This is a genomic window from Mesorhizobium sp. B2-3-10, assembly GCF_006442275.1.
In the GTDB taxonomy this organism is placed as follows: domain Bacteria; phylum Pseudomonadota; class Alphaproteobacteria; order Rhizobiales; family Rhizobiaceae; genus Mesorhizobium; species Mesorhizobium australicum.
This window is the reverse complement of sequence record NZ_VFVT01000006.1, coordinates 320,338-345,099: the sequence shown is the minus strand read 5'-3', so window position 1 is coordinate 345,099 and position 24,762 is coordinate 320,338. Positions and strand designations below refer to the sequence as shown.

Genomic DNA, 24,762 nt, shown 5'->3' with positions numbered 1-24,762 from the left:
ATGGCTATAACGGATCAATCGCTTTGCGCGCCCGGAAACGAAGGCGGCGGCGCGTCTTGGAGACTGCGTCGCCGCGTCCGTCTTTCGCCCGAACCTGCGGCTACGCCGCCTGCTTCCTCCGCGCCAGCGTGTCCGCCACCACCTCGCCAAACGAGGACGGCGTCGGCACGATGATGACGCCGGCCTCTTTCAGGATCTCGACCTTTTCCTGCGCGGACTCGCCGAAGGCCGAGATGATGGCGCCGGCATGACCCATGCGGCGGCCTTTGGGGGCGGACAGGCCGGCGATGTAGGCGATCAGCGGCTTCCTCATATTGTCGCGCGCCCAGATCGCGGCTTCGGCTTCCTGCGGTCCGCCGATCTCGCCGATCATGACCACGGCGTCGGTCTCGTCGTCCTGCTCGAACAGCTTCAGAACGTCCTTGAAGGAGGAGCCGTTGATCGGATCGCCGCCAATGCCGACGCTGGTCGACACACCGATGCCGAGCGCCTTCATCTGCGAGGCGGCCTCGTAGCCAAGGGTGCCTGAGCGGCCGACGATGCCGATGCGGCCGGGCAGGTAGATCGAGCCGGGCATGATGCCCATCAGCGCCTGTCCCGGCGTGATGATGCCGGCGCAATTCGGCCCGACCAGCCGCATGCGGTCCTCGTAGCGGTAGCGGCGCATGTAGCGCTTGACCTGCATCATGTCCTGCGAGGGGATGCCGTCGGTGATGCAGACGCAGAGCTTTATCCCCGCATCCGCCGCTTCCATGATCGAATCGGCTGCAAAGGGCGGCGGCACGAAGACGATGCTGGCTTCGGCACGGGTCTCGCGCACAGCGCCCTTGACCGTGTTGAAGACGGGCAGGCCGAGATGCGTCTGGCCGCCCTTGCCGGGGGTGACGCCACCGACGAGCTTGGTGCCGTAGCGCTTCATGTCCTCGGCATGGAAGCTGCCGATCTTGCCGGTGAAACCTTGCACGATGACGCGTGTGCTGCGGTTGAGCAGGATTGCCATTTTTCCGTCCTCCCTCAGGCTGCTTTTTTGTTGGTGGCCACGCGCCAGGCGGCGACGGCTTTTTCGGCGGCTTCGGCGAGCGTGTCGGCGACGATCACCGCCTCGCCGGAATCGGCCAGGATCTTGCGCCCTTCCTCGGCCCTGGTGCCGGACAGCCGCACCACCAGCGGCACGTTGACGCCGACCTCGCGGATGGCCTTGATGACGCCCTCGGCGACCCAGTCGCAACGGTTGATGCCGGCAAAGATGTTGACCAGGATGGTCTCGACATTCTTGTCGCCGAGCACGGCGCGGAAGGATTTCGCGACCCGCTCGGGCGAAGCGCCGCCGCCGATGTCGAGGAAGTTGGCCGGCTCGCCGCCAGCGATCTTGATCATGTCCATCGTCGCCATGGCGAGCCCGGCGCCATTGATGATGCAGCCAATATTGCCGTCGAGGCCGACATAGGAGAGGCCGCGATCGCTGGCGAAGGTTTCGCGCGGGTCTTCCTGGCTCTTGTCGCGCAATTCGGAGATTTCGGGCCGCCGGAACAGCGCGTTCTCATCGAACGACATCTTGGCGTCGAGTGCCACCAGGCTGCCGTCGCGGGTCACCACCAGCGGATTGATCTCCAGCATCGAGGCGTCGTAGTCGCGGAACACCTGGTAACAGCTGAAGATGGTCTCGGTCGCCTTGCCGATCAGGCTGTCCTCCAGGCCGAGCCCGAAGGCGATCTCGCGCGCCTGGAAGCGCTGCATGCCGACACCCGGATCGACGGTGGCGCGGATGATCGAATCGGGTGCCTTCTCGGCGATCTCCTCGATTTCCATGCCGCCGGCGGCCGAGGCCACGATCATGACGCGCTCTTCCTTGCGATCGAGCACGAAGCCGAGATAGAGCTCCTGCGCGATCTCGACGGCTTCCTCCAGATAGAGGCGCGAGATCAGCTTGCCACGCGGGCCGGTCTGGTGGGTCACCAGCTTGCGCCCGAGCATGGCTTCGGCGGCGCTGGAAATTTCCTCGTCATTGGCGCAGAGCTTGATGCCGCCGGCCTTGCCGCGCGCGCCGGAATGAACCTGCGCCTTCAGCACCCATTTGCCGCCGCCGATCTCGCGCGCCCGGTAGGTCGCCTGTTCGGGGCTGTAGGCCAGGCCGCCACGCGGCACGTGGATCCCATGCCGGGCGAGCAGCTCCTTGGCCTGGTATTCGTGGATGTCCATTCTTTTCTCCTCCCCAAATCGTCAAAGTGCCGCGACGTGCTGTTGGCCGGCGCGTTCGATGGCGTCGTTGACCACCAGAACATTGCGCGCCATGCGTTCCGACGCGGCGTCGATCATCTTGCCGTCGAGCGCGGCGGCACCCTTGCCCTGCGCCTCCGCCTCCTTCAGCACTTCGAGAATGCGGCGGGCGCGCGTGACTTCCTTCTCCGGCGGCGAGAAGACGTCGTTGGCCAAGGCAATCTGCGAGGGATGGATCGCCCATTTGCCTTCGATGCCGAGCGCGGCGGCGCGTCTGGCGGCCGCCTTGTAGCCTTCCGGGTCGGAGAAATCGCCGAACGGTCCGTCGATGGCGCGCAGGCCGTAGGCGCGGCAGGCGACGGTCATCCGCGACAGGGCGAAATGCCACTGGTCGCCGGGATAGTCGGGGTTGAGGCCGCCAATATTGACGGTCCGCGCCTTGCAGCTTGCCGCATAGTCGGCAACGCCGAAATGCATGGCTTCCAGCCGTCCAGGGGTGGCGGCGATAGCCTCGACATTGGCCATGCCGAGCGCGGTCTCGATCAGGGCTTCCAGGCCGACACGGGTCTTGAAGCCCTTGGCCATCTCGATCTGGTTGACCATGGCCTCGACCATGTAGAGGTCGGCCGGAACGCCGACCTTGGGCACCAGTATGGTGTCCAGCCGGTCGCCGGCCTGCTCCATGACGTCGACAACGTCGCGGTACATGTAGTGCGTGTCCAGCCCGTTGATGCGCACCGAGACGGTCTTGCCCTTGGCGCGCCAGTCGATGTCGTTCAGGGCCTGGATGATGTTCTTGCGTGCGCGTTCCTTGTCGGGCGGCGCGACGGCGTCCTCAATGTCGAGGAAGACGAAGTCGGCGGCGCTGTTGGCCGCCTTGTCGATCATCTCCGGGCTGGAGCCTGGAACCGCCAGCTCGCTGCGCTGCAGCCTGAGTTTCTTGAGGTGGTTAATGGTGTGGCTCATCGTCGACTCCCTCAGGCGGCTTCGGCGACCGGCAGCGCGGCCGAAGCGCGGAAATGCTGGATGGCGGCGCCGACGCCGGAGCCGGGCGCCAGCCGGACGCCACAATCGAGCAGCGCCATTTCCGCCGCCGAAAGCGAGGCCAGCACCATCACCTCGTTCAGCCAGCCGAGATGGCCGATGCGGAAAACCTTGCCGAACACCTTGTTGAGGCCGCCGCCCAGCGACGTCTGGTAGGCCTGGTAGGCGCGCTTGACGACGTCGCCGCTGTCGATGCCATCCGGCACGAGAATGGCGCTGACCGTGTCCGAATGCCATTTTGGCGCCTTGGCGCAGAGCTTCAGCCCCCACGCGTCGACCGCCTTGCGCACGCCTTCGGCAAGGCGATGGTGCCGGGAGAAGATGGTCTCCAGCCCTTCCTCGGCGATCAGGTCGAGCGAGGCGCGCAGGCCGCGCAGCAATTGTGTCGCCGGCGTGTAAGGGAAATAGCCGGCATCGTTGGCGCGGATCATGTCCTCGAAGGAGAAGAAACAGCGCCGGTGGGTGGCGGTTCTCGAAGCGACGAGCGCCTTCCTGCTCACCGACAGGAAGCCAAGGCCGGCCGGCAGCATGAAGCCTTTCTGCGAGCCGCTGACGGCGCAGTCGACGCCCCATTCTTCCTGGCGAAAGTCGATCGAGCCGATCGACGAGACGCCGTCGACGAAAAGAAGGGCAGGGTGGTTCGCATCGTCGAGCGCGGCGCGGCAGCCGGCGACGTCGCTGGTGACGCCTGTCGCCGTCTCGTTCTGTGTGCAGAAAATCGCCTTGATGCGGTGCGTCTTGTCCGCCTTCAGCCGCTCCGCATAGAGTTCCAGCGGAACGCCGGTTCCCCATTCGCAGTCGATGACGTCGACCTCGAAACCGAGCCGTTCGGCCATGTCGACCCACAGATGCGAGAACTGGCCGAAACGCGACATCAAAACGCGGTCGCCTGGGCTGAGCACATTGGTCATCGCCGCTTCCCAGGCTCCGGTGCCGGAGGACGGGTAGATGAAGACGCGGCCGGTCTCGTTCTTGAAGACCCGTTTGATGTCCTCGAACAGCGGCAGGGTGAGATCGGGGAAGGTGGCCGCGCGCATGTCCTCCATCGGCAGGTTCATCGCTTGGCGTACCTGCTCGGGGATGTTGGTCGGCCCGGGAATGAAAAGATGGGTGAAACCGGCCATGATGCGAACTCCTCCTGATCCAGCAAAGCGGTGGTGGGGAGTTTCGTTTCGACGGCCGATGCCGACAACACCTTGGCGGGTAAGATCTCACCGCATGCGGGTGGGTATGGCCTACCCGGTCGCCCTACCCGAAAGGCTGCCTTTGGCTACGCCTCTCTCGTGAATAGAGCGCGACCGCCATGGCGCGGTTGCGGACGTCCAGCTTGTCGTACAGATTCTTGAGATGGTACTTCACGGTGTTTTCGGAGATGCCGGTCCGGGTGGCGATCTGCAAATTGGTCCAGCCGTCGGACAATACCGCCAGCAGTTCACGCTCGCGCACGGTAAGCCGGGATAGAGGCGTATCGTTGACCTTGTTGATGTCGATATAGGGGATGCAGATGCGGCCGTGCGCGACAGCCAGGATCGTGTCGAAGATGATGGCGGGATCGTCGAACTGGAAGCAGTAGCCCTGGGCCCCCAGGCGCACGCACTGTTTCAGGATGCCGATGTCATGGTCGTTTGAAAAGACGGCGATGCGAACGTCGAGCTTGCGGGTCTGGACCTCGGCCAGGACATCAGCGCCGTCCATGTCGGACAGCTTCCAGCCGATCACGGCGACATCGAACTCCTGGACCGCTGCCAGCTCCAGGAAATGCCTGCCGCTTTGTACGGAGGCCACAAGTTCGAAGCGCCCGTCGCAGTCCAGCATTTCGCGCAGAGCCGATATGACGAGCGGATTGCGTTCGGCCACGACCACGCGAACGCGCCGCTCGTCGATTGCCTTGTTTTCTGTCCGCGACCTGATCTTCAAGGGCTTCCGGCTTTTTTGTTGCGGTTTGGGGGTCCAGCCGATGCCTGGACCTGCATCATGACAATTCTGCCCCAATCGCGCACGGGTGCTCTTTCCCCAGCGACATGCGCTGTCGCGTGGCCGGGCCACAAGCACACCCGCTTTTGGCGGAATCGACCAGGTCGCGCACGCCGGACAATGTCGCGTCGGCGGAAAACGACGCCGTTGCGCAAGCGGGACTTTTCGGCTGGAATTCCCGTGCGTTGGAGCGACGGGCTGCGAAATCGAATCATGCCGCCGCTCCAAATTTCTTGTTTGTGGTCGGACCCAAAACCGATTTCCACTTTTCGGAATCATGGTCTAGACCTGACTGGCAACCTTTCCGGGATTCTGATGGCTGGAGACGCTGGTGGAAGGCCAGGACAAGCAGACGACCTCCGCCAAGGCGGCTGACGACGCCCACGCCGACATCTATGGCGAGGACGGCGCGGTTCTTTCGTCCTTCCTTGCCCAGATCGGTGCGGCGATCGCCGACCGCGACACGCTGACACTCAAGCGCGAAGTCGACGACCTGCATCAGTCGGAACTTGGCGACCTCATCGAGGCGCTGCATCCCGAGCAGCGGCGCGCGTTGGTCGAACTGCTGGGCGCCGACTTCGATTTTTCCGCGCTGACCGAAGTCGACGAGGCGATCCGCATGGATATCGTCGACAATCTGCCCAATGCGCAGATCGCGCAGGCCGTGCAGGCACTCGATTCCGACGACGCGGTCTACATTCTCGAAGACCTCGAGCCGGAAGACCAGGACGAGATCCTGTCGCAGCTGCCGTTCACCGAGCGGATCAGGCTGCGGCGCTCGCTCGACTACCCGGAAGAGACCGCCGGGCGGCGCATGCAGACCGAGTTCGTCGCTGTGCCGCCTTTCTGGACCATCGGCCAGACCATCGACTACATGCGCGAGGACAAGAACCTTCCGGACCGCTTCAGCCAGATCTTCGTCATCGATCCGACCTTCAAGTTGTTGGGGGCCATCGATCTCGACCAGATCCTGCGCGCCAAGCGCGCGGTCAAGGTGGGGGAGGTCATGCATGAGACGCGGCACGCCATTCCCGCCACCATGGACCAGGAAGAGGCGGCGCGGGAGTTCGAACAATACGACCTTTTGTCGGCCGCGGTCGTCGACGAAAACGAACGGCTGGTCGGCGTGCTGACCATCGACGATGTCGTCGACGTCATCCAGCAGGAGGCGGAGGAAGACCTGCTGCGCATGGGCGGCGTCGGTGACGAAGAGCTCTCCGACAGCATTCTGGCGACCTCGCGCTCGCGCGTTCCCTGGCTGCTCGTCAATCTGCTGACGGCATTCCTGGCGGCATCGGTGATCGGCCTGTTCGACCACACGATCGAGCGGATCGTGGCACTCGCCGTGCTGATGCCGATCGTGGCCGGCATGGGCGGCAATGCCGGTTCGCAGACCATGACCGTCACCGTGCGGGCGCTGGCGACCAGGGATCTCGACATCTACAACGCCGGCCGCATCATCCGCCGCGAGATGGGCGTTGGCTTCATCAACGGCATCGTCTTCGCCGTGCTGATCGGCATCGTCGCCGCAAGTTGGTTCCACGACCCTAATCTCGGCGGCATCATCGCGGCGGCTATGATCATCAACATGTTCGTGGCGGCCCTTGCCGGCATCCTGATCCCGCTGCTGCTCGACAGGTTCAAGGTGGATCCCGCGGTCGCTTCGGCGGTTTTCGTCACCACGGTCACCGACGTCGTTGGATTCTTTGCCTTCCTCGGCCTCGCGAGCTGGTGGTTCGGCGTCCGGTAACGGTCTCAATTGACTTTTACGTAAATGCCGTGCGAGGCTTGTGCGGGGTGTCGCGTCGATTCCGGCGGACAAGGGTTTGGTTCGGGACAGAAGGGAGACGCCGCATGGCGATCGCCTGGAATCCCGGCAGGGAGTGACAATGCGGGAATATTATTCGATCACCGAGCTGACCCGCGAATTCGACGTGTCGACGCGGACGCTGCGTTTCTATGAAGACGAGGGATTGGTGCAGCCGGTGCGGCGCGGCCGCACCCGCCTGTTTCGCCCTTCCGACCGCCACCTCATCCGGCAGATCATGCGCGGAAAACGCCTCGGCTTCTCGATCAACGAGATCCGCGAAATCATCCAGATGTACAAGGAGCCGCCGGGCGAGGTCGGGCAGCTCAAGCTGATGATCAAACGCATCGAGGAAAAGCGCGAAGACCTCAGGCAGAAACGTCGCGACCTGGAGGAGACACTGGCCGAACTCGACCAGGCCGAGGAGTCTTGCGTCGAGCGGCTGGTCGAGCTCGGCGTCAACACGTAGCCCTGCTCAAATCCAGCGCCGGACTCTTTTTGCATAGTCGCGGTATTTCTTGCCGAATTTCGCCGCCAATATCTTTTCCTCGCCCTCGATCGCGACCTTCTGGGTGACGAAGGCGGCCACGAAGGCAAGCAGGAAGAACCAGGCGATGCCCGAGACGAAGGCGACGCCGATCAACAGCAGCGTGTTGGCCAGGTACATCGGATTGCGGCTGACGCCGAAGGGGCCGGTCGTGACGAGATGATCGGGCACGGCGTTGGGATTGAGCGTGGTCCTGGCCCGTATCATGGTGCGGATCGCTGTGAACCAGAGTACGGCCACGGCGAACAATGCCACCCAGCCGGCGGCGAACAGGATGTCGCCAAGGAGATCGCCGATCCAGGGCAGCGGGATGTAGAGGCCGAGCACGACACTGATGAGGATGGCGGCGGCGTAGATCACCGGCGGCCACGGTACCAGCCCAGGTTTCGGCCCGGTCCCAGGCTTCGGTTCGATCCCAGGCTTTGGCCCGATCATTGTGTCCCTCCCTCCGTCATCTTGTCGTCGGTCTTGGCGGTGCACGTTGCGGCAAGATCGGACAGATGCGCCCTGAAGTCCGCAGTCTGGTCGTTGTTGAAGAGCCGATCAAGAGAGGCTTCACCTTCGAGCGTTTCGAGCATGCAGCCGCAATAGCTCGAACAGAAGGTTGCGTTGCGCATCTGCTCGCACGATCGCTGGCAGGTTTTCAGGAAATTGACCTGCGGGGTTTCGACCTGCGCCGGCATCACTTGCGAGAACAGCCAGACGCAGCCGATCAGCAGCGGCTGGTGGACCAGGTAGAAAGCCAGGCTGTGGCGGCCGATGAAGTCCAGCGGGTTCGACCAGCGTCCGGGCGCCAGGTTCGCCAGGCGTGCCCTTATGCCGGAGGTGGAAGCGAATTTCGCCACCGCAATGCCCGTAAGCACGGCGCCGAACCAGGGGAACAGCGGAACGTAGTCGTTGGAGCGCGGATTGATCGCCGACAGGCCGATCCACCAGAGCCAGGGATGATCGAGGGCCTCGAAGCGCAGGTAGACTGGTGCCGCGATGACGAGCGCGGCGACGGCAAGCGTCAGCAGCGCCGGCAGGCGCAGGAACGCGAGGCCGAGCAGGCTGGCGAGCGCGATCTCGTGCAGGATGCCGAAGAAGATGAACCCGTCGGGCGTGGCGACGCGGGTGACGACCGAAATGGCGACCGCCGCGCCGGCGACCATGGCGAACCGTCTCCAGAAGCCGTTCCAGCGGATCTGTCGGCCATGGGCGAGATAGAGGCTGACGCCAACCAGGAACAGGAAGGTCGATGCAATGCAGCGGGCGTAGAACTTCCACCAGCCGAAGGCGGTGAGGCCGGGATCGGTGTAACCGAAGAATTCCAGGTCCCAGGTGAAGTGGTAGCTCGCCATCGCGATCAGCGCGATGCCACGCAAGATATCGATGGCGACGATGCGCTTCGATGGCTGCGGGACGGGTACGGTCGGCGTGTGGATGCTCATGGTCTCGCGATCTGATTCAGCCCCTCCACGACGACTATCACGGTTGCACCGGATAGAAGAAGACCGGTCGCCTTGGCCTGGACCGCGCGGCGGGGTCCGCGCCAGCCGCCGGGTTGGGCCAGCGCGGAAAAGCCTTTGACCGGCTTCGCTTTTTGCCGGATGTGCGTCGGTTTCCTCTTAATGGGCCTGAAATGTCCACGGCAGATTCGACGCCGCGATTCTGCTTTGGGGAAGCAATGTCCACCCATGTTCGCCATCCGATCTGGCTTCCGGCCCTCAAGGCCGCGGATGCGCGCACCTTCGCCTCGCTTTACGCGGTCGAATCCTTCGCCCGCGCCATGGTGTCGAGCGTCATACCGATCCAGGCCTACGAGATTCTCCACAACGAGCAGATCGTCTCGATACTCTACACCGCCGTGTCCCTGCTCGGCCTGTCGGTGACCTTGTTCATGCCGATGCTGATCCGCCGCTTCGCGCGGCGCTGGGTCTACACGGCGGGCGCCTGCCTGCTCGCTATCGGCTCGCTGTTCTTCGTCACCCATACGCTCGCCGGGCAACTGGCCGGGATGCTGTGCCGGGTGATGGGCGCCAGCGCGCTGTCGATCACGCTCAACCTCTACATCATGGATCACATCCGCAAGACCGATTTCATGCAGGCCGAATCGCTGCGCATGGCGTGGTCGATGGTTGCCTGGACCTGCGGGCCGACGCTCGGCATTTTTCTCTATACGCGCTTCGGCATTTATGCCGCGCATGGCGCGGTGGCGGTGTTCGCCATGGCTTTGCTGGCGCTGTTCTGGACCTATCGGCTGAGCGACAACCAGTCGATCCGCCCGGGCAAGACACGACCGGCCAATCCGCTCGCCAATATCGGCCGCTTCGTCGCCCAGCCGAGGCTGAGATTGGCCTGGCTGATCGCCTTCGGCCGCTCCTGCTTCTGGACGACCTTCTTCGTCTATGGACCGCTGTTCATGGTCATCACCGGCGAGGGCGAATTGGCCGGCGGCCTGCTGGTCTCGGCCGGCAACGCGCTGCTGTTCATGGCGATCTTCTGGGGCAAGGCGGGGAAACGCTTCGGCGGCCGCAGGACCATGACATTTGCCTATTTCGCCATGTCGGCGACGCTGCTGGCGGCCGGTGCCGTGGGCGAAACCGTGCCGTTGCTCACCGGCGCCTTCCTGCTGTGCGGCGCCTTCTTCACCATCGCGCTCGACGCGCTGGGTTCGACCGCCTTCATGCGCTCGGTGCGCTCTTATGAGCGCGCGCAGATGGCGGCGGTCTACCGCACCTATCTCGATTTTTCCGAACTGACGCCGCCGCTGGTCTATTCGGTGGTGCTGGCCTTCTTCGGCCTGGGCTCGGTGTTCGTCACGCTTGGGCTACTGGCAGCCTTTTGCGGCTTCATGACCTGGCGATATCTGCCGAAGTCGCTGTGATCTTCAGGCCTCGGGTGAGCGCGCAGCGTGCCGTTCGCGCACCCAGTTGTGGAAACGGTGCAGGTCGTACTCCTCGGGCATCAGCACGCCAGCTGTATGACGCATCGAGCGCAGGCCCTTCTGGTTGACCTCGCAGATTGCTGCGTCCTCCTCCAGCACCTGTGTGCCGAAGGCAACGATGTTGTCGATGTCGGTCTCGGCGAGCGCCTCGGGCGCGAACAGCCATTCCGCGGTCAATTCGGTCTGTTCGGGACCGAGCGGCGTAAGCCGCACGGTCCTGACATAGTCGACATGGCCGACGATGAACATCGACGGCAGGCTGGTGGCATAGGTCTGACCGGCGCTGCGTTCCGCCGGCGTCAAGCTCGGGAAGATCGGCCCGTGCGTCTGCCCATCACGCGACCATGTCTCAGCCCCGGCGCGCAGGCCGCCGGAGAATTCTGGCGCGTCATTGTCGGCGTGGCGGAGCCATTCGGGATCGTCATGCCGGCTCATCAGGCCGCGGCCATAGATCGGCACCAGCCGCGACAGGTCCTTGTGGACGCCCGGGCAGTGCAGGCACTCGTTGAAGTTTTCCCAAAAAATCTTCCAGTTGCAGTTCATCACCTTGCGCAGCACGTGCCCTGATACCAGCATTTCCAGCGGCCAGTTGCCGAAGTCGCCGGAGGCCGGGTCGAAGGAGGATTGCGCCGAGCTGGCGGCATCTTCCGCAAGATTGACGAAGACGAAGCCCCGCCACACCGAGTGCGCGACGCGATAAAGCGGGTGATCGGCCTTGTCGAAGCCGTCAGGCAGCGATTTCGACGGCACGCGCACCAGATCGCCACGCAGAGAATAGGACCAGGCATGATACGGGCAGGTGATCAGCCGCGCCTTCAGCCGGCCCTGGCTTTCCTGGCAAAGCTGCGAGCCGCGATGCCGGCAGGTGTTGTGGAAGGCATGCAACTCGCCGGTGTCGTCGCGCAGCAGGAGGATTTCCTGCGTACCGACGCGGAAGGTGCGGAACGCCAAAGGCTGGGCAAGGTCGGCCTCGCGGCAGACGAGCAGCCAGTTCCTGTACCAGATGGCGTCGAGATCGCGCTGATAGTTGTCCTGGTCCCAATAGGCCGACGAGGGCAGCGTCGGCTCGGTTCGAGTCAGGCCGTTATAGGGCACGCACTCGCTGGCATTGGGCTGCATGGCTGGCTTCCCGTGAGGGGTGCCAGCCGACACCCGGCCATGAAGTTTGTCAATCGGGACGGGATGAGGGCAGCTTCGCCGATACGGCGCTCCTGCGCTGGCGGCTGTCGGAATTTGGTTTGCCGGGCGCGGCGAATTTCCCTATAGTCCCCGATGTCGTCGGTTCCTTTTTGGAGCCAAGAGGGAATGCGGTGCGGGCAGGAATTCCTGCCCAATGCCGTGGCTGCCCCCGCAACTGTGTGCGGTAGTCCTCTCCATATGCCACTGAAGATTTTTCTTCGGGAAGGTGGGGAAGGGCGCTTATCCGCGAGCCAGGAGACCTGCCGGCGACAGGAAACTGACTTCGATGCCCTCGGGTGGAGGGCGAAAGGACAAGACATGACTACCGCTTCCGTCTCCCTCGGCGCCTCCGTCTCCTCGCAGTCGCGCTTCATGCAGCTCGCGCTCGCGGCGCTGCTCGGCATCTTCGTCGTCGGCTTTGTCGGCTTCTCGCATATCGATGCGGTCCACAATGCTGCCCACGACTATCGCCACTCGATGGCGTTTCCCTGCCACTAACGAGGATCCGACATCATGAATCTGTTTCGCAACGTCGTGTTCGTCGCGGCGATCGCGGGGCTCGTGGCCGGTGTCGTTCTCGCCTGCATGCAGGCCTATGCCACCGTGCCGCTGATCCTCAAGGCGGAAGTCTACGAAAAGGCCGGCGGCGGCCACCACCATGATCACGCGGCCGCACCAGCGGCGACCAATGATGCCATGAGCACGGCGCCCGCTGGCAATGCCATGAGCTCTGCCGCGCCTGCGGGCACCGATGCCATGGCACCGGCGGAGGAAGACGAAGGCTGGGCGCCGGCCGACGGTTTCGAGCGTTTCGCCTTTAGCGTGGTTGCCAATATCGTCACTGGCATCGGCTTCGCACTGGTCCTGGTCGCGGTTTCCGAGTTCTTCGGCGGCGTCGGCAACTGGCGCCAGGGTGTGTTCTGGGGTTTGGCCGGCTTTGCCGTGTTCACACTGGCACCGGGTCTCGGACTGCAGCCGGAACTGCCGGCAATGCCGGCGGCCGATCTTCTGCCGCGCCAGATCTGGTGGACGGCGACGGCGGCCGCGACCGCGATCGGCCTAGGCCTGATCGTCTTTCGCAGATCGCTGCCATTGACCATCCTCGCCGTCTTGCTGATCGTCGCGCCGCATGTCGTCGGCGCGCCGCAGCCCGACAGTTTCGAAACACCGATCCCGGAAGGCCTGCACCATCAGTTCGTGGTGGCGGTGACGGTGACCAATCTGGTGTTCTGGCTGGTGCTCGGCGCGATCGTGGGCGTGGTGCGCAGGCGCTTCACCGGCATGGCGACCAGTCTGCGCGACAGCTTTGCCTGATCGCGGCAGGCTGACCTTCATCATCGGTGGTGCGCGCTCCGGCAAGAGCGCGCACGCCGAAACCCTGGTGACGGCATTGCCCTCGCCATGGGCCTATATCGCCACGGCGCAACCCCATGACGACGAGATGCGCGAGCGCATCGCGCTGCACCGCTCGCGGCGCGGTGAGGGCTGGTCGACCACCGATGCGCCACTCGACCTCGCCGAAGCGCTGGAGGCGTTGCCAGACGGGCAGCCGGTGCTTGTCGACTGCCTGACGCTGTGGCTGACCAATCACATGGTGGCCGATCACGACGTCGAGGCCGCGTGCCGGCGGCTGGCGGACGTGCTGTCGCGGCCGCGCGGACCGTGGTTCGTGGTAACGAACGAGGTCGGGCAAGGCATCGTGCCCGACAACGCGCTGGCGCGTCGGTTTCGTGACGATGCCGGCCGGCTCAACCAGCGGGTCGCCGCGATTGCCGACACGGTGCTGCTCATGGTGGCGGGGCTACCGCTCAAGGTGAAGTGAAATGACCGATATCGACGACAAGGATGAAGAACGCCATCGCGCCAAGATGGCCAAGCGCAAGGCGGTGCAGGACGCCGAGGTTGCGGGCAAGACGATCGAGAAAGGGTTGCTGATCGTCAACACCGGTCCCGGCAAGGGCAAGACCACGGCCGCCTTCGGTCTCGCGCTGCGCGTGCTCGGCTACGGCAAGCGCGTCGGCGTCGTCCAGTTCATCAAGGGCAAGTGGCACACCGGCGAGAAGGACGCCTTTGCCGTCTTTGGCGACCGTGTCGTCTGGCACGCAATGGGCGAGGGTTTCACCTGGGAGACGCAGGACCTGAAGCGCGACATCGCTGCCGCCGAGGCCGCCTGGGCCAAGGCTCTGGAATTGATCGGCGATCCTTCGATCAGCCTTGTCGTGCTCGACGAGCTCAACATTGCCTTGCGCTACGACTATCTCGCTCTCGACAAGGTGGTTGCGGCGCTCAAGGCTCGCCGCGAAGGCCTGCATGTCGTCGTCACCGGCCGCAACGCCAAGCCGGCACTGGTCGAGGCGGCAGACCTGGTCACCGAGATGGGGGTGACAAAGCACCATTTCTCGGCTGGCGTGAAAGCGCAGCAAGGCATCGAGTTCTAGAAAACCAGAACGGCGATCAGCGCGACAAGGCCGAACAAGCCGATCAGCAGGTAGTCGGCGACCCGGTAAAGCTTGAGCGCCCGCCTGATATCGCCGCTGTCGACATCGCGGCGGCCGCCTTCGCCCATGAAGATGTCGTCGACCATGACACCGCCATATCTGCGTGGTCCGGCGAGCGCGAGCCCGAGCGCGCCGGCCATGGCCGCTTCCGGCCAGCCGGCATTGGGCGAGCGGTGTTTTTTCGCATCGCGCCGTACCGCCTGCCAGGCGCCGCGGGGGTCGGCGCCCTCGACCAGGAGGGAAGCGAGCACGATCAGCAGCGCCGTCAGCCGCGATGCAGGCAGGTTGATCCAGTCGTCGAAGCGCGCCGCCGCCCAGCCGAAGGACTCATGGCGCGGAGTCCGGTGGCCGACCATCGAATCGGCGGTGTTGGCCGCCTTGTAGGCCGCGCCGCCGGCGAGCCCTCCGACCCCGGTCCAGAAGGCGGGGGCGACGATGCCGTCGGAAAAATTTTCCGCTAGGCTCTCGATCGCCGCGCGGCAGACGCCGGCGCGGTCGAGTGTCTCGGGATCACGGCCGACGATCCGCGAAACGGCGGCTCGGCCCATGTCGAGGCCTCCGCTGTCGAGCGCGTCGGCGACGGCTTCGACATGCTCGTAAAGGCTTTTCTGCGACAGAAGCGATGTCGCCAGAAAGACGGCAATGATCCATCCCAGGGGGACGAACCAGAGTAGAACAAGCTGCACGCAAAGGCCTGCTATCGCCGGCACCAGCACGATGACCAGAAGCGCCTGGACACCACGTTGGCGACGCAGCGCGTCGGGATCAGTGGCGCGGTTGAGCCGCAAGTCGAGAAAGGATATCAGCCTGCCGAACCATGTCACCGGATGGCCGATGGCGCGAAACAGCCAGTCGGGATAACCAAGGGCGAATTCGACAATTAATGACAGGAAAGCGATCAGGACTGACATGAAGCTTCTTGAAGGAGCGGTGGACCATGGTGGAAGTCTTGGCCGGGCAAGGGCGCTTTTCCCCAATGCCGTGCTGCCTTTCGTCGACCTCTCGACCGGTATCAATCCGCACTCCTACCCGCTTTTCGACCTGCCCGCCACCTCGCTGTGGCGATTGCCAGAGGCCGCGCGTGGGCGCGAACTGGTAGAGATCGCGGCCAACACCTATGGCGCGCCTTCCCCAGCAAGCGTGGTGGCGGCCCCTGGTACACAGATCCTGTTGCCGCGCGTCGCCTCGCTGGTGAGGCCCGGCAAGGCAATGGTGCTGGGGCCGACCTATGCCGAACACGCCCGGGCGGCGGCGATTGCCGGGCACGACGTGGTCGAGGTCAGCGATTTCGCGGCGCTGGCGGAAGCCGACCTCGCCATCATCGTCAATCCGAACAATCCGGATGGGCGCATCATCGAGCGCGACCGGTTGCTGGTGCTGGCCGCTGGACTTCGCGCCAAGGGCGGGCTGCTGGTCGTCGACGAGGCGTTCATGGATGTGGGTCCACGCGAGCACAGCCTCGCCGGCGATGTCGGCCAGGGCGGCATCGTCGTGCTGCGTTCGTTCGGCAAGTTCTTTGGTTTGGCCGGCCTGCGGCTCGGGTTCGCGCTTGCCGACGCGCCGACGGCTGAACGGCTGGACATGCAGTTCGGGCCGTGGGCTGTCGCAGGACCGGCCCTGGAATACGGCATCCGCGCGCTCGCCGATCTCGACTGGCAGGATGCGATGCGGGCCTCGCTGGCGGAAGCGACGGTGCGGCTCGACGCGCTGTTTAGCCGTTTCGGCGTTCCCGTCGCGGGCGGCACCACGCTGTTCCGCTATCTCAGCCTGCCCGATGCCGGCGGCCTGTTTTCCGGGCTTGGCCAGAGCGGTATCCTGCTGCGGCATTTCTCCGAACGGCCGCATGCCCTGCGCGCCGGCCTGCCGGGGAGCGAGGAGGAATGGCGCAGGCTCGAATCCGCCCTTGCCGATTGGGCGTCGCGGCGCGAGGATCGGTCGAAAGGTTTCAAACAATGATCCATGTCTGCTCGCTGGCGAAGATCGAGGAAGTGGTGGCCAGGACCGGCGCCGACCGCATGCTGTCGCTGCTCGCCGCCGGAACGGACGTAATCCGACCGGCCTCGATCCCAAGGGAAAACCATCTGCACCTGGTCATGCACGACATCGCCGTGGCGCAGGACGGCATGACCATGCCGGGCGAGGAGCATGTCCGTAACCTGCTCGATTTCGCACGCCGCTGGGACCGGGCGAAACCAATGCTGGTGCACTGCTATGCCGGCATCAGCCGTTCGACCGCCTCGGCCTATATCATCGCCGCGGCTTTGGCGCCGAAACGCAACGAGGTGGAACTGGCGCGGACGCTGCGAGCGCTATCGCCTTCGGCGACGCCCAATCCGCGGCTGATCGCGGTGGCCGACGCGCTGCTCGAGCGCAACGGCCGCATGATCGAGGCGATCGAGTCGATCGGGCGCGGCGCCGACGCCTTTGAAGGCACGCCGTTCGCCCTCCAGATCGACGGTTAGCTATTTCAGCCACTCCGCGAGCTTGGCCTTGCGCACATCCCGCACTAGGTTGATGAACCCGTCAGCCTGATATTCCGCGGTCAGCCGGCCTTTCTCGGCTGTCGCGATGCTGGCGTCGCCGACCACGCCGTTCGGGTTGAGATCCCCGGCAATCCAGGCGAAGGCGTGGGTGCCTGTGTGGCGCAACAGCGAGAATTCCTTCTCGGCCTTGGCGACGTTGGAAACGAAATTGTCGGCCTTGCCCATGTCGACGAGATCTGGCCGGAAATGCAGCATCAGCGACGTCTCGACATCGCCGCCATGAATGCCGTGACGATCCTCGAGTTCGGTGTACATGCCGGCCGGGCGGCCAAAGCGCTGCCAACTGGTCTTCACCGCCAGCATCTTTTCGCGCACGCGCAATTCGCGCGTGACGATGCCCATGATCTCCTCATTGCCGCCATGCGAATTGACGACGATAAGCTTGCGCACGCCGGCGCGCGCGATCGACAGGCCAAGCTCGGTCCAGGCGTCGACCAGCGTCGTTGCCGGCAAGGTGAGAGTGCCCGGCGCGTGCAGATGCTCGTTCGACTTGCCAACCGCCTGGACCGGCAGGATGCGGATGTCGAGATCGTCGGGCAAGCGTGAAATCACCGTGTCGAGCATGCCGTTCATGATCGAAGTGTCGGTCGACACAGGCAGATGCGGTCCATGCTGCTCGATAGCCGCCAGCGGCAGCACCGCGATTGTCGCCTCGGGATCGATCGAGGCGTATTCGGTGGTCCGGTAGTCGCCCCACCATACGCGTTTCTTGCCAGCAGTCATGTCACGCCTCTTCAAATGATCAGGTCAGACCTAGCGCGGTGCGGCAGGTCTGTCGATCACCCGGCCGCGATGGCCTCGACCTCGACCTTGAATTCGGGCCGGGCAAAGCCGGAAACGATCATCAGCGTCGAGGCCGGCGCCGGGCTCGAAAACAGCCGGTCGCGAACCTCCATATAGGGCCGCAGATGCGCGCGGTCGGTGACATAGGCGTTGATGCGAACGATGTCGCCAAGTCCCAGCCCGGCTTCGCCCAGAACCGCCGCGATGTTCCTGAAGCAGAGTTCGGCCTGTGCGCCGGCATCTTCCGGTATCTGGTCGTCCGCCGTGATGGCGACCTGGCCCGAGCACAGCACCAGCCGCTTGCCGGCCGGCACCTCGACGCCGTGGCTGTAGCGGGCAAAGGGTGGCTTGATCGACTTCGGGGTAAGGAACTTGAACATGGCAATCTCCTGGATATCGCCAGCCTAAGGCCGGATGCATTGCACCATCAAGATGGTGGTGCATGTCGCCGGTGCGATTGTGGACAGGCGTTCAAAAAATAGGCACGATGCCCTTCGGTGCAGCACGACCTTTCCGGCTTTCGCAGATGGCTGTGGTGCAGGCGGGCGGGTCCCGGCGCGCGACGCCGGTGGCATGTGTCTTGCTTCTTGAATCTTTGGTGTCAAGCACGGCGCGCAACGCGCCGGTGCAAATAAAGGGCGGTGTCAATGTACGTGAAACAGAAGATTTCGGCCACGGTGGTGGCCCTGCTTGCGGCCAGCACGCTGGGCGCGGCGGCGAATGAAAAAGTCACTTTCGGCACCAACTGGCTCGCCGAGCCGGAACATGGCGGCTACTACCAGGCCGTGGCCGATGGGACCTACGCCGCCTGCGGTCTCGACGTCACCATCATGCAGGGCGGCCCGCAGGTCAGCGGCCGGCCGATGCTGCTCGCCGGCAAGATCGATTTCTACATGGGCGGCAATCTGCTGTCGGCCTTCGACGCCGTCCAGCAAGGCATTCCGATGCGTGTGGTGGCAGCCGACTTCCAGAAGGACCCGCAGGTCATCATGTCCCACCCCGGCGAGGGGCTCGACAAATGGGAAGACCTGAAGAACGCCGAGCAGTACATTCTGGGTGACGAAGGCGTGCAGACCTTCTTCCAGTGGATGGTCATCGAGCTCGGTTTCGACGCTTCAAAGCGCGTCCCCTACACCTACAACACCGCCCCTTTCCTCGCCAACAAGAAGTCGATCCAGCAGGGCTACGTCACCTCGGAGCCGTTCGCGGTCAAGAAGGAAGGCGGCTTCGTGCCGAACCAGTTCCTGCTCGCCGACTACGGCTGGGACACCTATTCGACCACGATCGAGGTGATGCAGGAGACGATCGACAAGAAGCCTGAGGTGGTCCAGTGCTTCGTCGATGGCTCGGCCAAGGGCTGGTACAAGTACCTCTACGGCGACAACAAGGCCGCCAACGACATGATCAAGAAAGACAATCCTGACATGAGCGACGAGCAGATCGCCTTCTCGATCGAGCAGATGAAGAAGTTCGGCCTGGCCGATTCCGGCGACACCGAGAAGCTCGGCATCGGCGCCATGAAGGAAGAACGGATCAAGAGCTTCTACGACAAGATGGTCAAGGCCAAGGTCACGCCTGAAGGCATCGACATCACGAAAGCCTACACGCTGGCCTTCATCAACAAGGGGGTCGGGCTCGAGCTGAAGAAATAGGCCGGCCCGGCATGATGCGGGAACAGGTGGCGCAAACGCCCGCCTCGGACATGGCTCCGACCTTGCTGGCGCTGCGTGGCGTCGGCAAGGTCTTTTCCAACGGCGTGACGGCGCTCAGCGATGTCGACCTGACGATCCGGGAAGGCGATTTCCTCAGCCTGCTCGGACCGTCGGGCTGCGGCAAGTCGACGGCGCTGCGGCTGATTGCCGGCCTGTCCACGCCGACATCCGGCGTGCTCGACTGGCGCGGCGGCGGCTCGCTCGACCGTGCCAATATCGGCTTCGTCTTCCAGGAGCCGACGCTGCTGCCCTGGGCCAGCGTCTTCGACAATGTCTGGCTGCCGCTCAGGCTGAAAGGCATTTCCCGCGCCAAGGCCGCCCCGGCGATAACGGAGATGCTGGCGCGGGTGCACCTCACCGGCTTCGAGGACGCCGTGCCGCGCGAACTCTCCGGCGGCATGAAGATGCGCGTCTCGATCGCGCGCGCCATGGTGACCAAGCCACGCGTGCTGTTGATGGACGAGCCGTTCGCGGCACTCGACGAGATCACCCGCTTCAAGCTCAACAACGACCTGCTGGAACTGTGGCAAGACGAGCGCTTCACCGTCGTCTTCGTCACCCACAGTGTGTTCGAAAGCGTGTTTCTCTCCAACCGCGTCGTCGTCATGGCGGCTCGGCCGGGGCGGGTGTTCGACGAACTCGCGATCGAGGCGTCCTATCCGCGCGATGAGGCGTTTCGCACCTCGCCTGGCTATGCGGCCCTTTGCCGGCAAGCCTCGGATGTGCTGGTCAATGCCATCAATTCAACAGCGGGCTCGCATCATGACGGCCATTGACGGCACGTTGAAACTCGACCCCGAGGAAGCGCGCCGCGTGCGCCAGGAGCGGTTTGAGCGGATCGGCCGCTGGGTTCTGCCGCTGGCGATCATGATCCTGGCGATCTGGCTGTGGGACCGCATCTGCGTGTGGAACGAGATCCCGCAATACATCCTGCCGCGCCCCGGCGTCGTGCTGACAACGCTCTACAACGATGCCGGCCTGCTGTTTTCCGCACTGCTGGTCACCTTACGCATCACCTTCCTCAGCCTGCTGCTGGCGGTTGTCGGCGGCGTCGGCCTGGCGGTCTTGTTCGCGCAGTCGAAATGGGTGGAGATGTCGTTCTTCCCCTTCGCCATCGTGCTGCAGGTGACACCGATCGTGGCGATCTTTCCGCTGATCAACATCTATGTCGACAATCAGACGACCAAGCTCCTGCTCTGCGCCTGGATCGTCGCCTTCTTCCCGATCCTGTCCAACACCACGCTCGGCCTCAACTCGGTCGACCGCAACCTGCGCGACCTGTTCAAGCTCAACGGCGCGACGCGCTGGCAGCAGCTGCGCTATCTCAGGCTGCCGGCGGCTATGCCGTATTTCCTCGGCGGGCTGAAGATCGCCGGCGGCCTGTCGCTGATCGGCGCCGTGGTGGCCGAGTTCGTCGCCGGCGCCACCGGCCAGTCGTCCGGGCTTGCCTCGCGCATCATCGAAGCGGGTTACCGGCTCAACGCGCCAAGGCTGTTCGCGGCGCTGTTCCTGATATCGCTGACAGGCATCCTGATCTTTCTCGTGCTGTCGCTGATTTCGCATCTCATTTTGCGGCGCTGGCACGAAAGCGCGCTGAAGCAGGAGCGGTAGACCTTGATACCAGCCTCTGGCTCCTACCGCCTTGCCAACGTGCGTGTTCATCAATCTGTCACGCTTGGTCTTGCTGCGACCTTCGACAGCGACGGTTTCGCCCTTGCCGACATTACCGTCGCGGACGGCAAGATTTCCAGCATCGCCGCGCAGGCCGCATCGAAGGTACCGGCGGGCGTCATCGACCTTGCCGGACGTATCGTGCTGCCGTGTTTCGTCGACTGCCACACGCATATCGACAAGGGCCATATCTGGCCACGAAAGCCCAATCCAGACGGCAGCTTCATGGGCGCTCTGAACGCCACGGGCGCCGACCGTGTGGCGCGCTGGAGCGCCGAGGATGTGGCGCGTCGCATGGATTTCTCGCTGCGCTCGGCCTATGCGCATGGCACCAGGGCGCTTAGAACTCATATCGACAGCGTCGCGCCGCAGGAGGAAATCTCCTGGCCCGTGTTCGAGACGATGCGCGAGGCATGGCGTGGCCGCATCGAATTGCAGGGTGCCTGCCTGCTCGGCATCGAGGGCGTGCGCGACAAGAAATGGTTCGACAGGCTGGCCAAACGCGTAGCCGCCGCCAAGGGCGTGCTGGGCGTCGTCACCTATATGGTGCCGGACCTGGAAGAGCTGCTCGACCACGTTTTCGCGCAGGCAATCAAGCGCGGGCTCGACCTTGATTTCCATGCCGACGAGACCGACGACATCGCCGCGATCTCGCTGAAGAAGATCGCCGAGGCAGCGCTGTGGAACGGCTTCGAGGGCAACATCCTCGTCGGCCATTGCTGCTCGCTGGCGCGCCAGCCCGATCTAGAGGTGCTGGACACGCTGGACAAGGTGGCGAAGGCCGGGCTGGCAATCGTGTCGCTGCCGATGTGCAATCTCTATTTGCAGGACCGTCGCGCTGACCAAACCACACCGCGCTGGCGTGGCGTGACGCTGCTGCACGAGATGAAGGCGAGGGGCATTCCCGTGGCCGTCGCTTCGGACAACACGCGCGATCCCTTCCATGCCTATGGCGATCTCGACATGCTGGAGGTCTACCGCATGGCGACGCGCGTCCTGCATTTCGATCATCCGGTCGGCGACTGGCCGCAGGCGGTCACCGCGACGCCGGCCCATGCGATGCGGCTCGATGGCTTCGGCACGCTCGCCGCCGGAGGCGATGCCGACTTCGTGCTGTTCAAAGGTCGAAGCTGGACGGAATTGCTGTCGCGCCCCGAATCGGATCGCATCGTCGTGCGTGCGGGGCGAGCGATAGACCGGCAATTGCCGGACTATGCCGAACTCGACGGACTGATGGTGGAATGATGGATGTTTCGGCGCTCAAACGCGATCTCGACGGGATAAAACTCGACGACAATCCGGCCATCGTCCAGCAGAAGAGCCGCGACTTCTATTGGTACAGTCCGGTGCTGAAACAACAGCTCGACCATGTCACCGGCGACCTCATCGTGACGCCCAGGAACGAGGCCGAACTGATCCGCGTGCTTGCCGCCTGTCATCGCCATGGCGTGCCGGTGACGCCGCGCGGCAGCGGCACCGGCAATTATGGCCAGGCAATGCCGCTTTCGGGCGGTGTGGTGCTCAATCTCGCCGAGATGAACGAGATCAAGTCGATCGCGCCGGGGCGCGTGGTGACCGGACCGGGCGCGGTCCTGTCCGACATCGACAAGGCGACGCGCGCGCATTCCGGGCAGGAGCTGCGGCTGTCGCCCTCCACCTACAACACCGCCTCGATCGGCGGTTTCATCGCCGGCGGTTCCGGCGGCGTCGGCTCGATCAATTTCGGCGGATTGCGTGATTTCGGCAATGTGCTGCGCCTGCGCGTGGTGACGATGGAGGCTGAGCCGAGGGTGCTCGAACTCACCGGCGAAGACCTGCACAAGGTGACCCACGCCTATGGCACCAATGGCATCATCTCGGAAGTCGAGATGCCGCTGACGGCGGCCTATGACTGGATCGACGTCATCGTCGGCTTCGACCAATTCATGGATGCGGCGCGCTATGGCAATGCGCTGGCCTGCCAGGACGGCATCCTGACCAAGCTGATCACGCCGGTCGCGGCACCCGTGCCGCAGCTTTATTTCAAGCGGCACCAGAAATTCTTCAGGGAAGGTCAAAGCATCTGCGTCGTCATGGTGGCGCAACATGGGCTGGATGCTTTTCTGGCCTTTACGCGCCGCGCCGGGGGTGAGGTGACCTACAACGCCACCACGGCGACGCCGGAGGAGAAAAAGGGCCTGCCGCCGGCCTATGAGCTGGCCTGGAACCACACGACGCTCCGGGCGCTGCGCGTCGACCCCGCCGTCACCTACCTGCAGTCGCTCTATCCCTTTCCCAACCAGCTGGCGCTGGTAGAGAAAATGGATGCGATGTTTCCCGGCGAAGTGTTCTCGCATCTCGAATTCGTGCGGCTGGATGGCAACATCACCTGCTTCGGCCTGCCGCTGGTCAAGTTCACCACCGAGGCGCGGCTTAACGAGATCATCCGCCTGCATGAGGAAAATGGCTGCCCGATCTTCAACCCGCACCGCTACACGCTGGAAGAGGGCGGCATGAAGCAGACCGACGCGGTGCAACTCGCCTTCAAGCGCGAGACCGACCCGCAAGGCCTGCTCAATCCCGGCAAGATGATCGCCTGGGAAAACCCGGACTATGACTACCGTTCGGGCCGGACGTTCCTGTTCAAGGGGTTGCAAAAGGCTGGGTAATGAACATCCTCGTCCTCTATGCCCATCCGGTCGAGACCAGCTTCAATGCCGGCCTGCACCGGATGATCGTCGAGCGGCTCACGATGGCTGGCCATTCGATCGATGACTGCGATCTCTATGGCGAGGATTTCGATCCGCGTCTGACGCGCAGGGAGAGGCTGGATTATCACAATTTCCGCGGTCCCGGGAATCCTGCGGCGCCATACGTCGAGCGCCTGTTGCGGGCCGATGCGCTGGTGCTTTCCTATCCGGTCTGGAATTACGGTTTCCCGGCGATCCTGAAAGGGTTTTTCGATCGCGTCTTCCTGCCGGGCGTGTCGTTCAAGCTGGTCGACGGCAAGGTGGAGCCGTCGCTGCACAACATAAGAAAGGTCGCGGCGGTCACCACCTATGGCGGCAGCCGGTTCCGCGCCTTTCTGATGGGCGACCCGCCGCGAAAACTGATCAAGCGCATGCTGCGCGCCACGGTAAAGCCGGGTGCTCCGGTGACCTACCTCGCGCATTATTCGATGAACCTGTCGACCGATGAAACCCGAAAGTCCTTCACGGCGAAGGTCGCGGCCAGCATGGATGCATTCTGATGCGTGCCCTTGTCGTCTATTGCCATCCGGTGCCGGAGAGCTTCTGCGCCGCCATTCGCGACACCGCCGTGGATGTGCTGACGCGGCGAGGCTGGGACGTGCGGCTGCTCGATCTCTATGCCGAAAAGTTCGATCCGGTGATGAGTTGCGAGGAGCGGCGTACCTACAATAGTCAGGCGCCGCAGGACCCGGCGCTGAAACCGCATTTCGAACTGCTCAACTGGGCCGAAGCGATCCTGTTCGTCTACCCGACCTGGTGGTACGGGCTGCCGGCGATGCTGAAGGGCTGGCTAGACCGGGTGTGGGCGACCGATGTCGCCTTCAAGCTGCCGGCGGGCAAGGGCGGGATCAAGTCGCTGATGACGCATGTCACCAAGGTCGGCGTCATCACCACTTGCGGTGCACCGACCTGGTGGAGCGTCGTCGTCGGCCAGCCCGGGCGCAAGACCTTGCTGCGCGGCATGCGGGCGCTGTGCGCCAGGCGCTGCAAGACGTTCTTCCTGGCGCATTATTTGATGGACGCCTCGACGCCGAAGACGCGAGCGGCGTTTCTGGTCAAGGTGCGGGCGAAGTTGGAGCGGTTTTGAAAGATTAGCACCTTCTCCCCGTGAACGAGGGAGAAGGAAAAGCGC

The 24,762-nt window shown here is 64.0% G+C and carries 27 protein-coding genes and 1 riboswitch; of the genes, 16 read left to right on the top strand and 11 right to left on the bottom strand.

Annotation, left to right across the window (positions count from 1 at the left end; all coding sequences use genetic code 11):
* Positions 1-100 precede the first annotated feature (100 nt).
* From sucD to FJ943_RS19740, 5 genes are all read right to left on the bottom strand, one after another.
* The gene (sucD, locus tag FJ943_RS19760; protein ID WP_140724002.1) at positions 101-1,000 is read right to left on the bottom strand and encodes a succinate--CoA ligase subunit alpha; all 900 of its coding nucleotides are present in this window, start codon (positions 998-1,000) and stop codon (positions 101-103) included.
* Between the two features lie 14 nt (positions 1,001-1,014).
* The gene (locus FJ943_RS19755) at positions 1,015-2,199 is read right to left on the bottom strand and encodes a malate--CoA ligase subunit beta (protein WP_140661011.1); all 1,185 of its coding nucleotides are present in this window, start codon (positions 2,197-2,199) and stop codon (positions 1,015-1,017) included.
* A 21-nt stretch (positions 2,200-2,220) separates the two neighbouring features.
* Positions 2,221-3,183, bottom strand: a complete 963-nt coding sequence (locus FJ943_RS19750) for a CoA ester lyase (RefSeq protein WP_015317365.1) — start codon at positions 3,181-3,183, stop codon at positions 2,221-2,223.
* A gap of 11 nt (positions 3,184-3,194) precedes the next feature.
* Positions 3,195-4,385, bottom strand: coding sequence for an aminotransferase class V-fold PLP-dependent enzyme (locus tag FJ943_RS19745; RefSeq protein WP_140723999.1), 1,191 nt, complete (start codon positions 4,383-4,385; stop codon positions 3,195-3,197).
* Positions 4,386-4,509: 124 nt separating this feature from the next.
* Entirely contained in the window at positions 4,510-5,178 is a 669-nt protein-coding gene (locus tag FJ943_RS19740; protein WP_140724201.1) for a response regulator transcription factor, read from the bottom strand.
* 388 nt (positions 5,179-5,566) lie between these two features.
* On the opposite strand from FJ943_RS19740, the gene mgtE reads away from it, so the two are divergent.
* Both mgtE and FJ943_RS19730 read left to right on the top strand, forming a co-directional pair.
* The gene (mgtE, locus tag FJ943_RS19735) at positions 5,567-6,985 is read left to right on the top strand and encodes a magnesium transporter (RefSeq protein WP_015317368.1); all 1,419 of its coding nucleotides are present in this window, start codon (positions 5,567-5,569) and stop codon (positions 6,983-6,985) included.
* Between the two features lie 139 nt (positions 6,986-7,124).
* Positions 7,125-7,511 carry a MerR family DNA-binding transcriptional regulator gene (locus FJ943_RS19730; RefSeq protein ID WP_006203215.1) on the top strand — a complete coding sequence of 129 codons (387 nt, stop codon included), beginning with the start codon at positions 7,125-7,127 and terminating at the stop codon, positions 7,509-7,511.
* A 6-nt stretch (positions 7,512-7,517) separates the two neighbouring features.
* Here FJ943_RS19730 and FJ943_RS19725 read toward each other — a convergent pair whose 3' ends face one another.
* Both FJ943_RS19725 and FJ943_RS19720 read right to left on the bottom strand, forming a co-directional pair.
* Positions 7,518-8,024, bottom strand: a complete 507-nt coding sequence (locus FJ943_RS19725) for an isoprenylcysteine carboxylmethyltransferase family protein (protein WP_140723996.1) — start codon at positions 8,022-8,024, stop codon at positions 7,518-7,520.
* Complete coding sequence (locus FJ943_RS19720; protein ID WP_140723993.1) at positions 8,021-9,019, bottom strand: DUF1624 domain-containing protein; 999 nt, start codon at positions 9,017-9,019, stop codon at positions 8,021-8,023. Before FJ943_RS19720 ends, FJ943_RS19725 begins: the two co-directional genes overlap by 4 nt.
* Before the next feature lie 236 nt (positions 9,020-9,255).
* On the opposite strand from FJ943_RS19720, the gene FJ943_RS19715 reads away from it, so the two are divergent.
* The gene (locus FJ943_RS19715; protein ID WP_015317371.1) at positions 9,256-10,455 is read left to right on the top strand and encodes an MFS transporter; all 1,200 of its coding nucleotides are present in this window, start codon (positions 9,256-9,258) and stop codon (positions 10,453-10,455) included.
* 3 nt (positions 10,456-10,458) lie between these two features.
* Here the strand turns inward: FJ943_RS19715 and FJ943_RS19710 are convergent, their stop codons facing one another.
* The gene (locus FJ943_RS19710; protein ID WP_015317372.1) at positions 10,459-11,634 is read right to left on the bottom strand and encodes an aromatic ring-hydroxylating dioxygenase subunit alpha; all 1,176 of its coding nucleotides are present in this window, start codon (positions 11,632-11,634) and stop codon (positions 10,459-10,461) included.
* A gap of 143 nt (positions 11,635-11,777) precedes the next feature.
* Positions 11,778-11,977: riboswitch (cobalamin riboswitch) on the top strand.
* Between the two features lie 35 nt (positions 11,978-12,012).
* Here FJ943_RS19710 and FJ943_RS19705 point away from each other — a divergent pair.
* Genes FJ943_RS19705 through cobO form a run of 4 tightly spaced genes read left to right on the top strand, consistent with a single transcriptional unit; the run spans position 12,013 to position 14,132 of the window.
* Positions 12,013-12,192 (top strand): CbtB domain-containing protein, encoded by a 180-nt coding sequence (locus tag FJ943_RS19705; RefSeq protein ID WP_015317373.1) that lies wholly within the window; start codon positions 12,013-12,015, stop codon positions 12,190-12,192.
* A gap of 15 nt (positions 12,193-12,207) precedes the next feature.
* Complete coding sequence (locus FJ943_RS19700; RefSeq protein WP_140723989.1) at positions 12,208-13,008, top strand: CbtA family protein; 801 nt, start codon at positions 12,208-12,210, stop codon at positions 13,006-13,008.
* On the top strand, positions 13,001-13,516 hold the full coding sequence (gene cobU, locus FJ943_RS19695) for a bifunctional adenosylcobinamide kinase/adenosylcobinamide-phosphate guanylyltransferase (RefSeq protein ID WP_140723986.1): 516 nt from the start codon (positions 13,001-13,003) through the stop codon (positions 13,514-13,516). Before FJ943_RS19700 ends, cobU begins: the two co-directional genes overlap by 8 nt.
* A gap of 1 nt (position 13,517) precedes the next feature.
* Positions 13,518-14,132: a cob(I)yrinic acid a,c-diamide adenosyltransferase gene (gene cobO / locus FJ943_RS19690; RefSeq protein WP_140723983.1), complete on the top strand. Its 615-nt coding sequence runs from the start codon at positions 13,518-13,520 to the stop codon at positions 14,130-14,132.
* On the opposite strand, the gene cbiB is transcribed toward cobO, so the two are convergent.
* Positions 14,129-15,103, bottom strand: a complete 975-nt coding sequence (gene cbiB, locus FJ943_RS19685) for an adenosylcobinamide-phosphate synthase CbiB (RefSeq protein ID WP_140723980.1) — start codon at positions 15,101-15,103, stop codon at positions 14,129-14,131. The two genes, cobO and cbiB, sit on opposite strands and share 4 nt — an antisense overlap.
* Here cbiB and cobD point away from each other — a divergent pair.
* The gene (cobD, locus tag FJ943_RS19680) at positions 15,102-16,148 is read left to right on the top strand and encodes a threonine-phosphate decarboxylase CobD (RefSeq protein WP_140723977.1); all 1,047 of its coding nucleotides are present in this window, start codon (positions 15,102-15,104) and stop codon (positions 16,146-16,148) included. The genes cbiB and cobD overlap by 2 nt on opposite strands.
* Positions 16,145-16,654 (top strand): tyrosine phosphatase family protein, encoded by a 510-nt coding sequence (locus FJ943_RS19675; protein ID WP_140723974.1) that lies wholly within the window; start codon positions 16,145-16,147, stop codon positions 16,652-16,654. Before cobD ends, FJ943_RS19675 begins: the two co-directional genes overlap by 4 nt.
* Here FJ943_RS19675 and FJ943_RS19670 read toward each other — a convergent pair whose 3' ends face one another.
* Complete coding sequence (locus FJ943_RS19670) at positions 16,655-17,458, bottom strand: creatininase family protein (RefSeq protein ID WP_140661022.1); 804 nt, start codon at positions 17,456-17,458, stop codon at positions 16,655-16,657.
* Between the two features lie 56 nt (positions 17,459-17,514).
* Positions 17,515-17,898 (bottom strand): RidA family protein, encoded by a 384-nt coding sequence (locus FJ943_RS19665; RefSeq protein WP_140615865.1) that lies wholly within the window; start codon positions 17,896-17,898, stop codon positions 17,515-17,517.
* 267 nt (positions 17,899-18,165) lie between these two features.
* Here FJ943_RS19665 and FJ943_RS19660 point away from each other — a divergent pair, with 267 nt between their 5' ends.
* The 7 genes from FJ943_RS19660 to FJ943_RS19630 are packed head-to-tail and all read left to right on the top strand — an operon-like array spanning position 18,166 to position 24,717.
* Positions 18,166-19,170, top strand: a complete 1,005-nt coding sequence (locus tag FJ943_RS19660) for an ABC transporter substrate-binding protein (protein ID WP_140723971.1) — start codon at positions 18,166-18,168, stop codon at positions 19,168-19,170.
* An 11-nt stretch (positions 19,171-19,181) separates the two neighbouring features.
* Positions 19,182-20,006, top strand: a complete 825-nt coding sequence (locus tag FJ943_RS19655) for an ABC transporter ATP-binding protein (RefSeq protein WP_140723968.1) — start codon at positions 19,182-19,184, stop codon at positions 20,004-20,006.
* Positions 19,993-20,841, top strand: a complete 849-nt coding sequence (locus tag FJ943_RS19650; RefSeq protein ID WP_015317384.1) for an ABC transporter permease — start codon at positions 19,993-19,995, stop codon at positions 20,839-20,841. The genes FJ943_RS19655 and FJ943_RS19650 overlap by 14 nt, the downstream gene beginning before the upstream one ends.
* Before the next feature lie 3 nt (positions 20,842-20,844).
* Positions 20,845-22,146: a cytosine deaminase gene (locus tag FJ943_RS19645; protein WP_140723965.1), complete on the top strand. Its 1,302-nt coding sequence runs from the start codon at positions 20,845-20,847 to the stop codon at positions 22,144-22,146.
* Positions 22,146-23,549: an FAD-binding oxidoreductase gene (locus FJ943_RS19640; protein ID WP_140724198.1), complete on the top strand. Its 1,404-nt coding sequence runs from the start codon at positions 22,146-22,148 to the stop codon at positions 23,547-23,549. The genes FJ943_RS19645 and FJ943_RS19640 overlap by 1 nt, the downstream gene beginning before the upstream one ends.
* Entirely contained in the window at positions 23,549-24,130 is a 582-nt protein-coding gene (locus FJ943_RS19635; RefSeq protein ID WP_140723963.1) for an NAD(P)H-dependent oxidoreductase, read from the top strand. The genes FJ943_RS19640 and FJ943_RS19635 overlap by 1 nt, the downstream gene beginning before the upstream one ends.
* Positions 24,130-24,717 (top strand): NAD(P)H-dependent oxidoreductase, encoded by a 588-nt coding sequence (locus FJ943_RS19630; RefSeq protein WP_140723960.1) that lies wholly within the window; start codon positions 24,130-24,132, stop codon positions 24,715-24,717. The genes FJ943_RS19635 and FJ943_RS19630 overlap by 1 nt, the downstream gene beginning before the upstream one ends.
* Positions 24,718-24,762 lie beyond the last annotated feature (45 nt).

Excerpts from the sequence above, each read along its gene's own strand:
- FJ943_RS19715 (WP_015317371.1), top strand. The coding sequence starts at position 9,256 with ATGTCCACCCATGTTCGCCATCCGATCTGGCTTCCGGCCCTCAAGGCC.
- FJ943_RS19660 (WP_140723971.1), top strand. The coding sequence starts at position 18,166 with ATGTACGTGAAACAGAAGATTTCGGCCACGGTGGTGGCCCTGCTTGCG.
- sucD (WP_140724002.1), bottom strand. The coding sequence starts at position 1,000 with ATGGCAATCCTGCTCAACCGCAGCACACGCGTCATCGTGCAAGGTTTC.
- cbiB (WP_140723980.1), bottom strand. The coding sequence starts at position 15,103 with ATGTCAGTCCTGATCGCTTTCCTGTCATTAATTGTCGAATTCGCCCTT.
- cobO (WP_140723983.1), top strand. The coding sequence starts at position 13,518 with ATGACCGATATCGACGACAAGGATGAAGAACGCCATCGCGCCAAGATG.
- FJ943_RS19700 (WP_140723989.1), top strand. The coding sequence starts at position 12,208 with ATGAATCTGTTTCGCAACGTCGTGTTCGTCGCGGCGATCGCGGGGCTC.
- FJ943_RS19725 (WP_140723996.1), bottom strand. The coding sequence starts at position 8,024 with ATGATCGGGCCAAAGCCTGGGATCGAACCGAAGCCTGGGACCGGGCCG.
- FJ943_RS19710 (WP_015317372.1), bottom strand. The coding sequence starts at position 11,634 with ATGCAGCCCAATGCCAGCGAGTGCGTGCCCTATAACGGCCTGACTCGA.
- FJ943_RS19630 (WP_140723960.1), top strand. The coding sequence starts at position 24,130 with ATGCGTGCCCTTGTCGTCTATTGCCATCCGGTGCCGGAGAGCTTCTGC.
- FJ943_RS19705 (WP_015317373.1), top strand. The coding sequence starts at position 12,013 with ATGACTACCGCTTCCGTCTCCCTCGGCGCCTCCGTCTCCTCGCAGTCG.
- FJ943_RS19730 (WP_006203215.1), top strand. The coding sequence starts at position 7,125 with ATGCGGGAATATTATTCGATCACCGAGCTGACCCGCGAATTCGACGTG.
- FJ943_RS19750 (WP_015317365.1), bottom strand. The coding sequence starts at position 3,183 with ATGAGCCACACCATTAACCACCTCAAGAAACTCAGGCTGCAGCGCAGC.
- FJ943_RS19670 (WP_140661022.1), bottom strand. The coding sequence starts at position 17,458 with ATGACTGCTGGCAAGAAACGCGTATGGTGGGGCGACTACCGGACCACC.
- FJ943_RS19655 (WP_140723968.1), top strand. The coding sequence starts at position 19,182 with ATGATGCGGGAACAGGTGGCGCAAACGCCCGCCTCGGACATGGCTCCG.
- FJ943_RS19675 (WP_140723974.1), top strand. The coding sequence starts at position 16,145 with ATGATCCATGTCTGCTCGCTGGCGAAGATCGAGGAAGTGGTGGCCAGG.
- FJ943_RS19640 (WP_140724198.1), top strand. The coding sequence starts at position 22,146 with ATGGATGTTTCGGCGCTCAAACGCGATCTCGACGGGATAAAACTCGAC.
- FJ943_RS19650 (WP_015317384.1), top strand. The coding sequence starts at position 19,993 with ATGACGGCCATTGACGGCACGTTGAAACTCGACCCCGAGGAAGCGCGC.
- cobD (WP_140723977.1), top strand. The coding sequence starts at position 15,102 with ATGAAGCTTCTTGAAGGAGCGGTGGACCATGGTGGAAGTCTTGGCCGG.
- FJ943_RS19665 (WP_140615865.1), bottom strand. The coding sequence starts at position 17,898 with ATGTTCAAGTTCCTTACCCCGAAGTCGATCAAGCCACCCTTTGCCCGC.
- FJ943_RS19745 (WP_140723999.1), bottom strand. The coding sequence starts at position 4,385 with ATGGCCGGTTTCACCCATCTTTTCATTCCCGGGCCGACCAACATCCCC.
- FJ943_RS19635 (WP_140723963.1), top strand. The coding sequence starts at position 23,549 with ATGAACATCCTCGTCCTCTATGCCCATCCGGTCGAGACCAGCTTCAAT.
- FJ943_RS19720 (WP_140723993.1), bottom strand. The coding sequence starts at position 9,019 with ATGAGCATCCACACGCCGACCGTACCCGTCCCGCAGCCATCGAAGCGC.
- FJ943_RS19755 (WP_140661011.1), bottom strand. The coding sequence starts at position 2,199 with ATGGACATCCACGAATACCAGGCCAAGGAGCTGCTCGCCCGGCATGGG.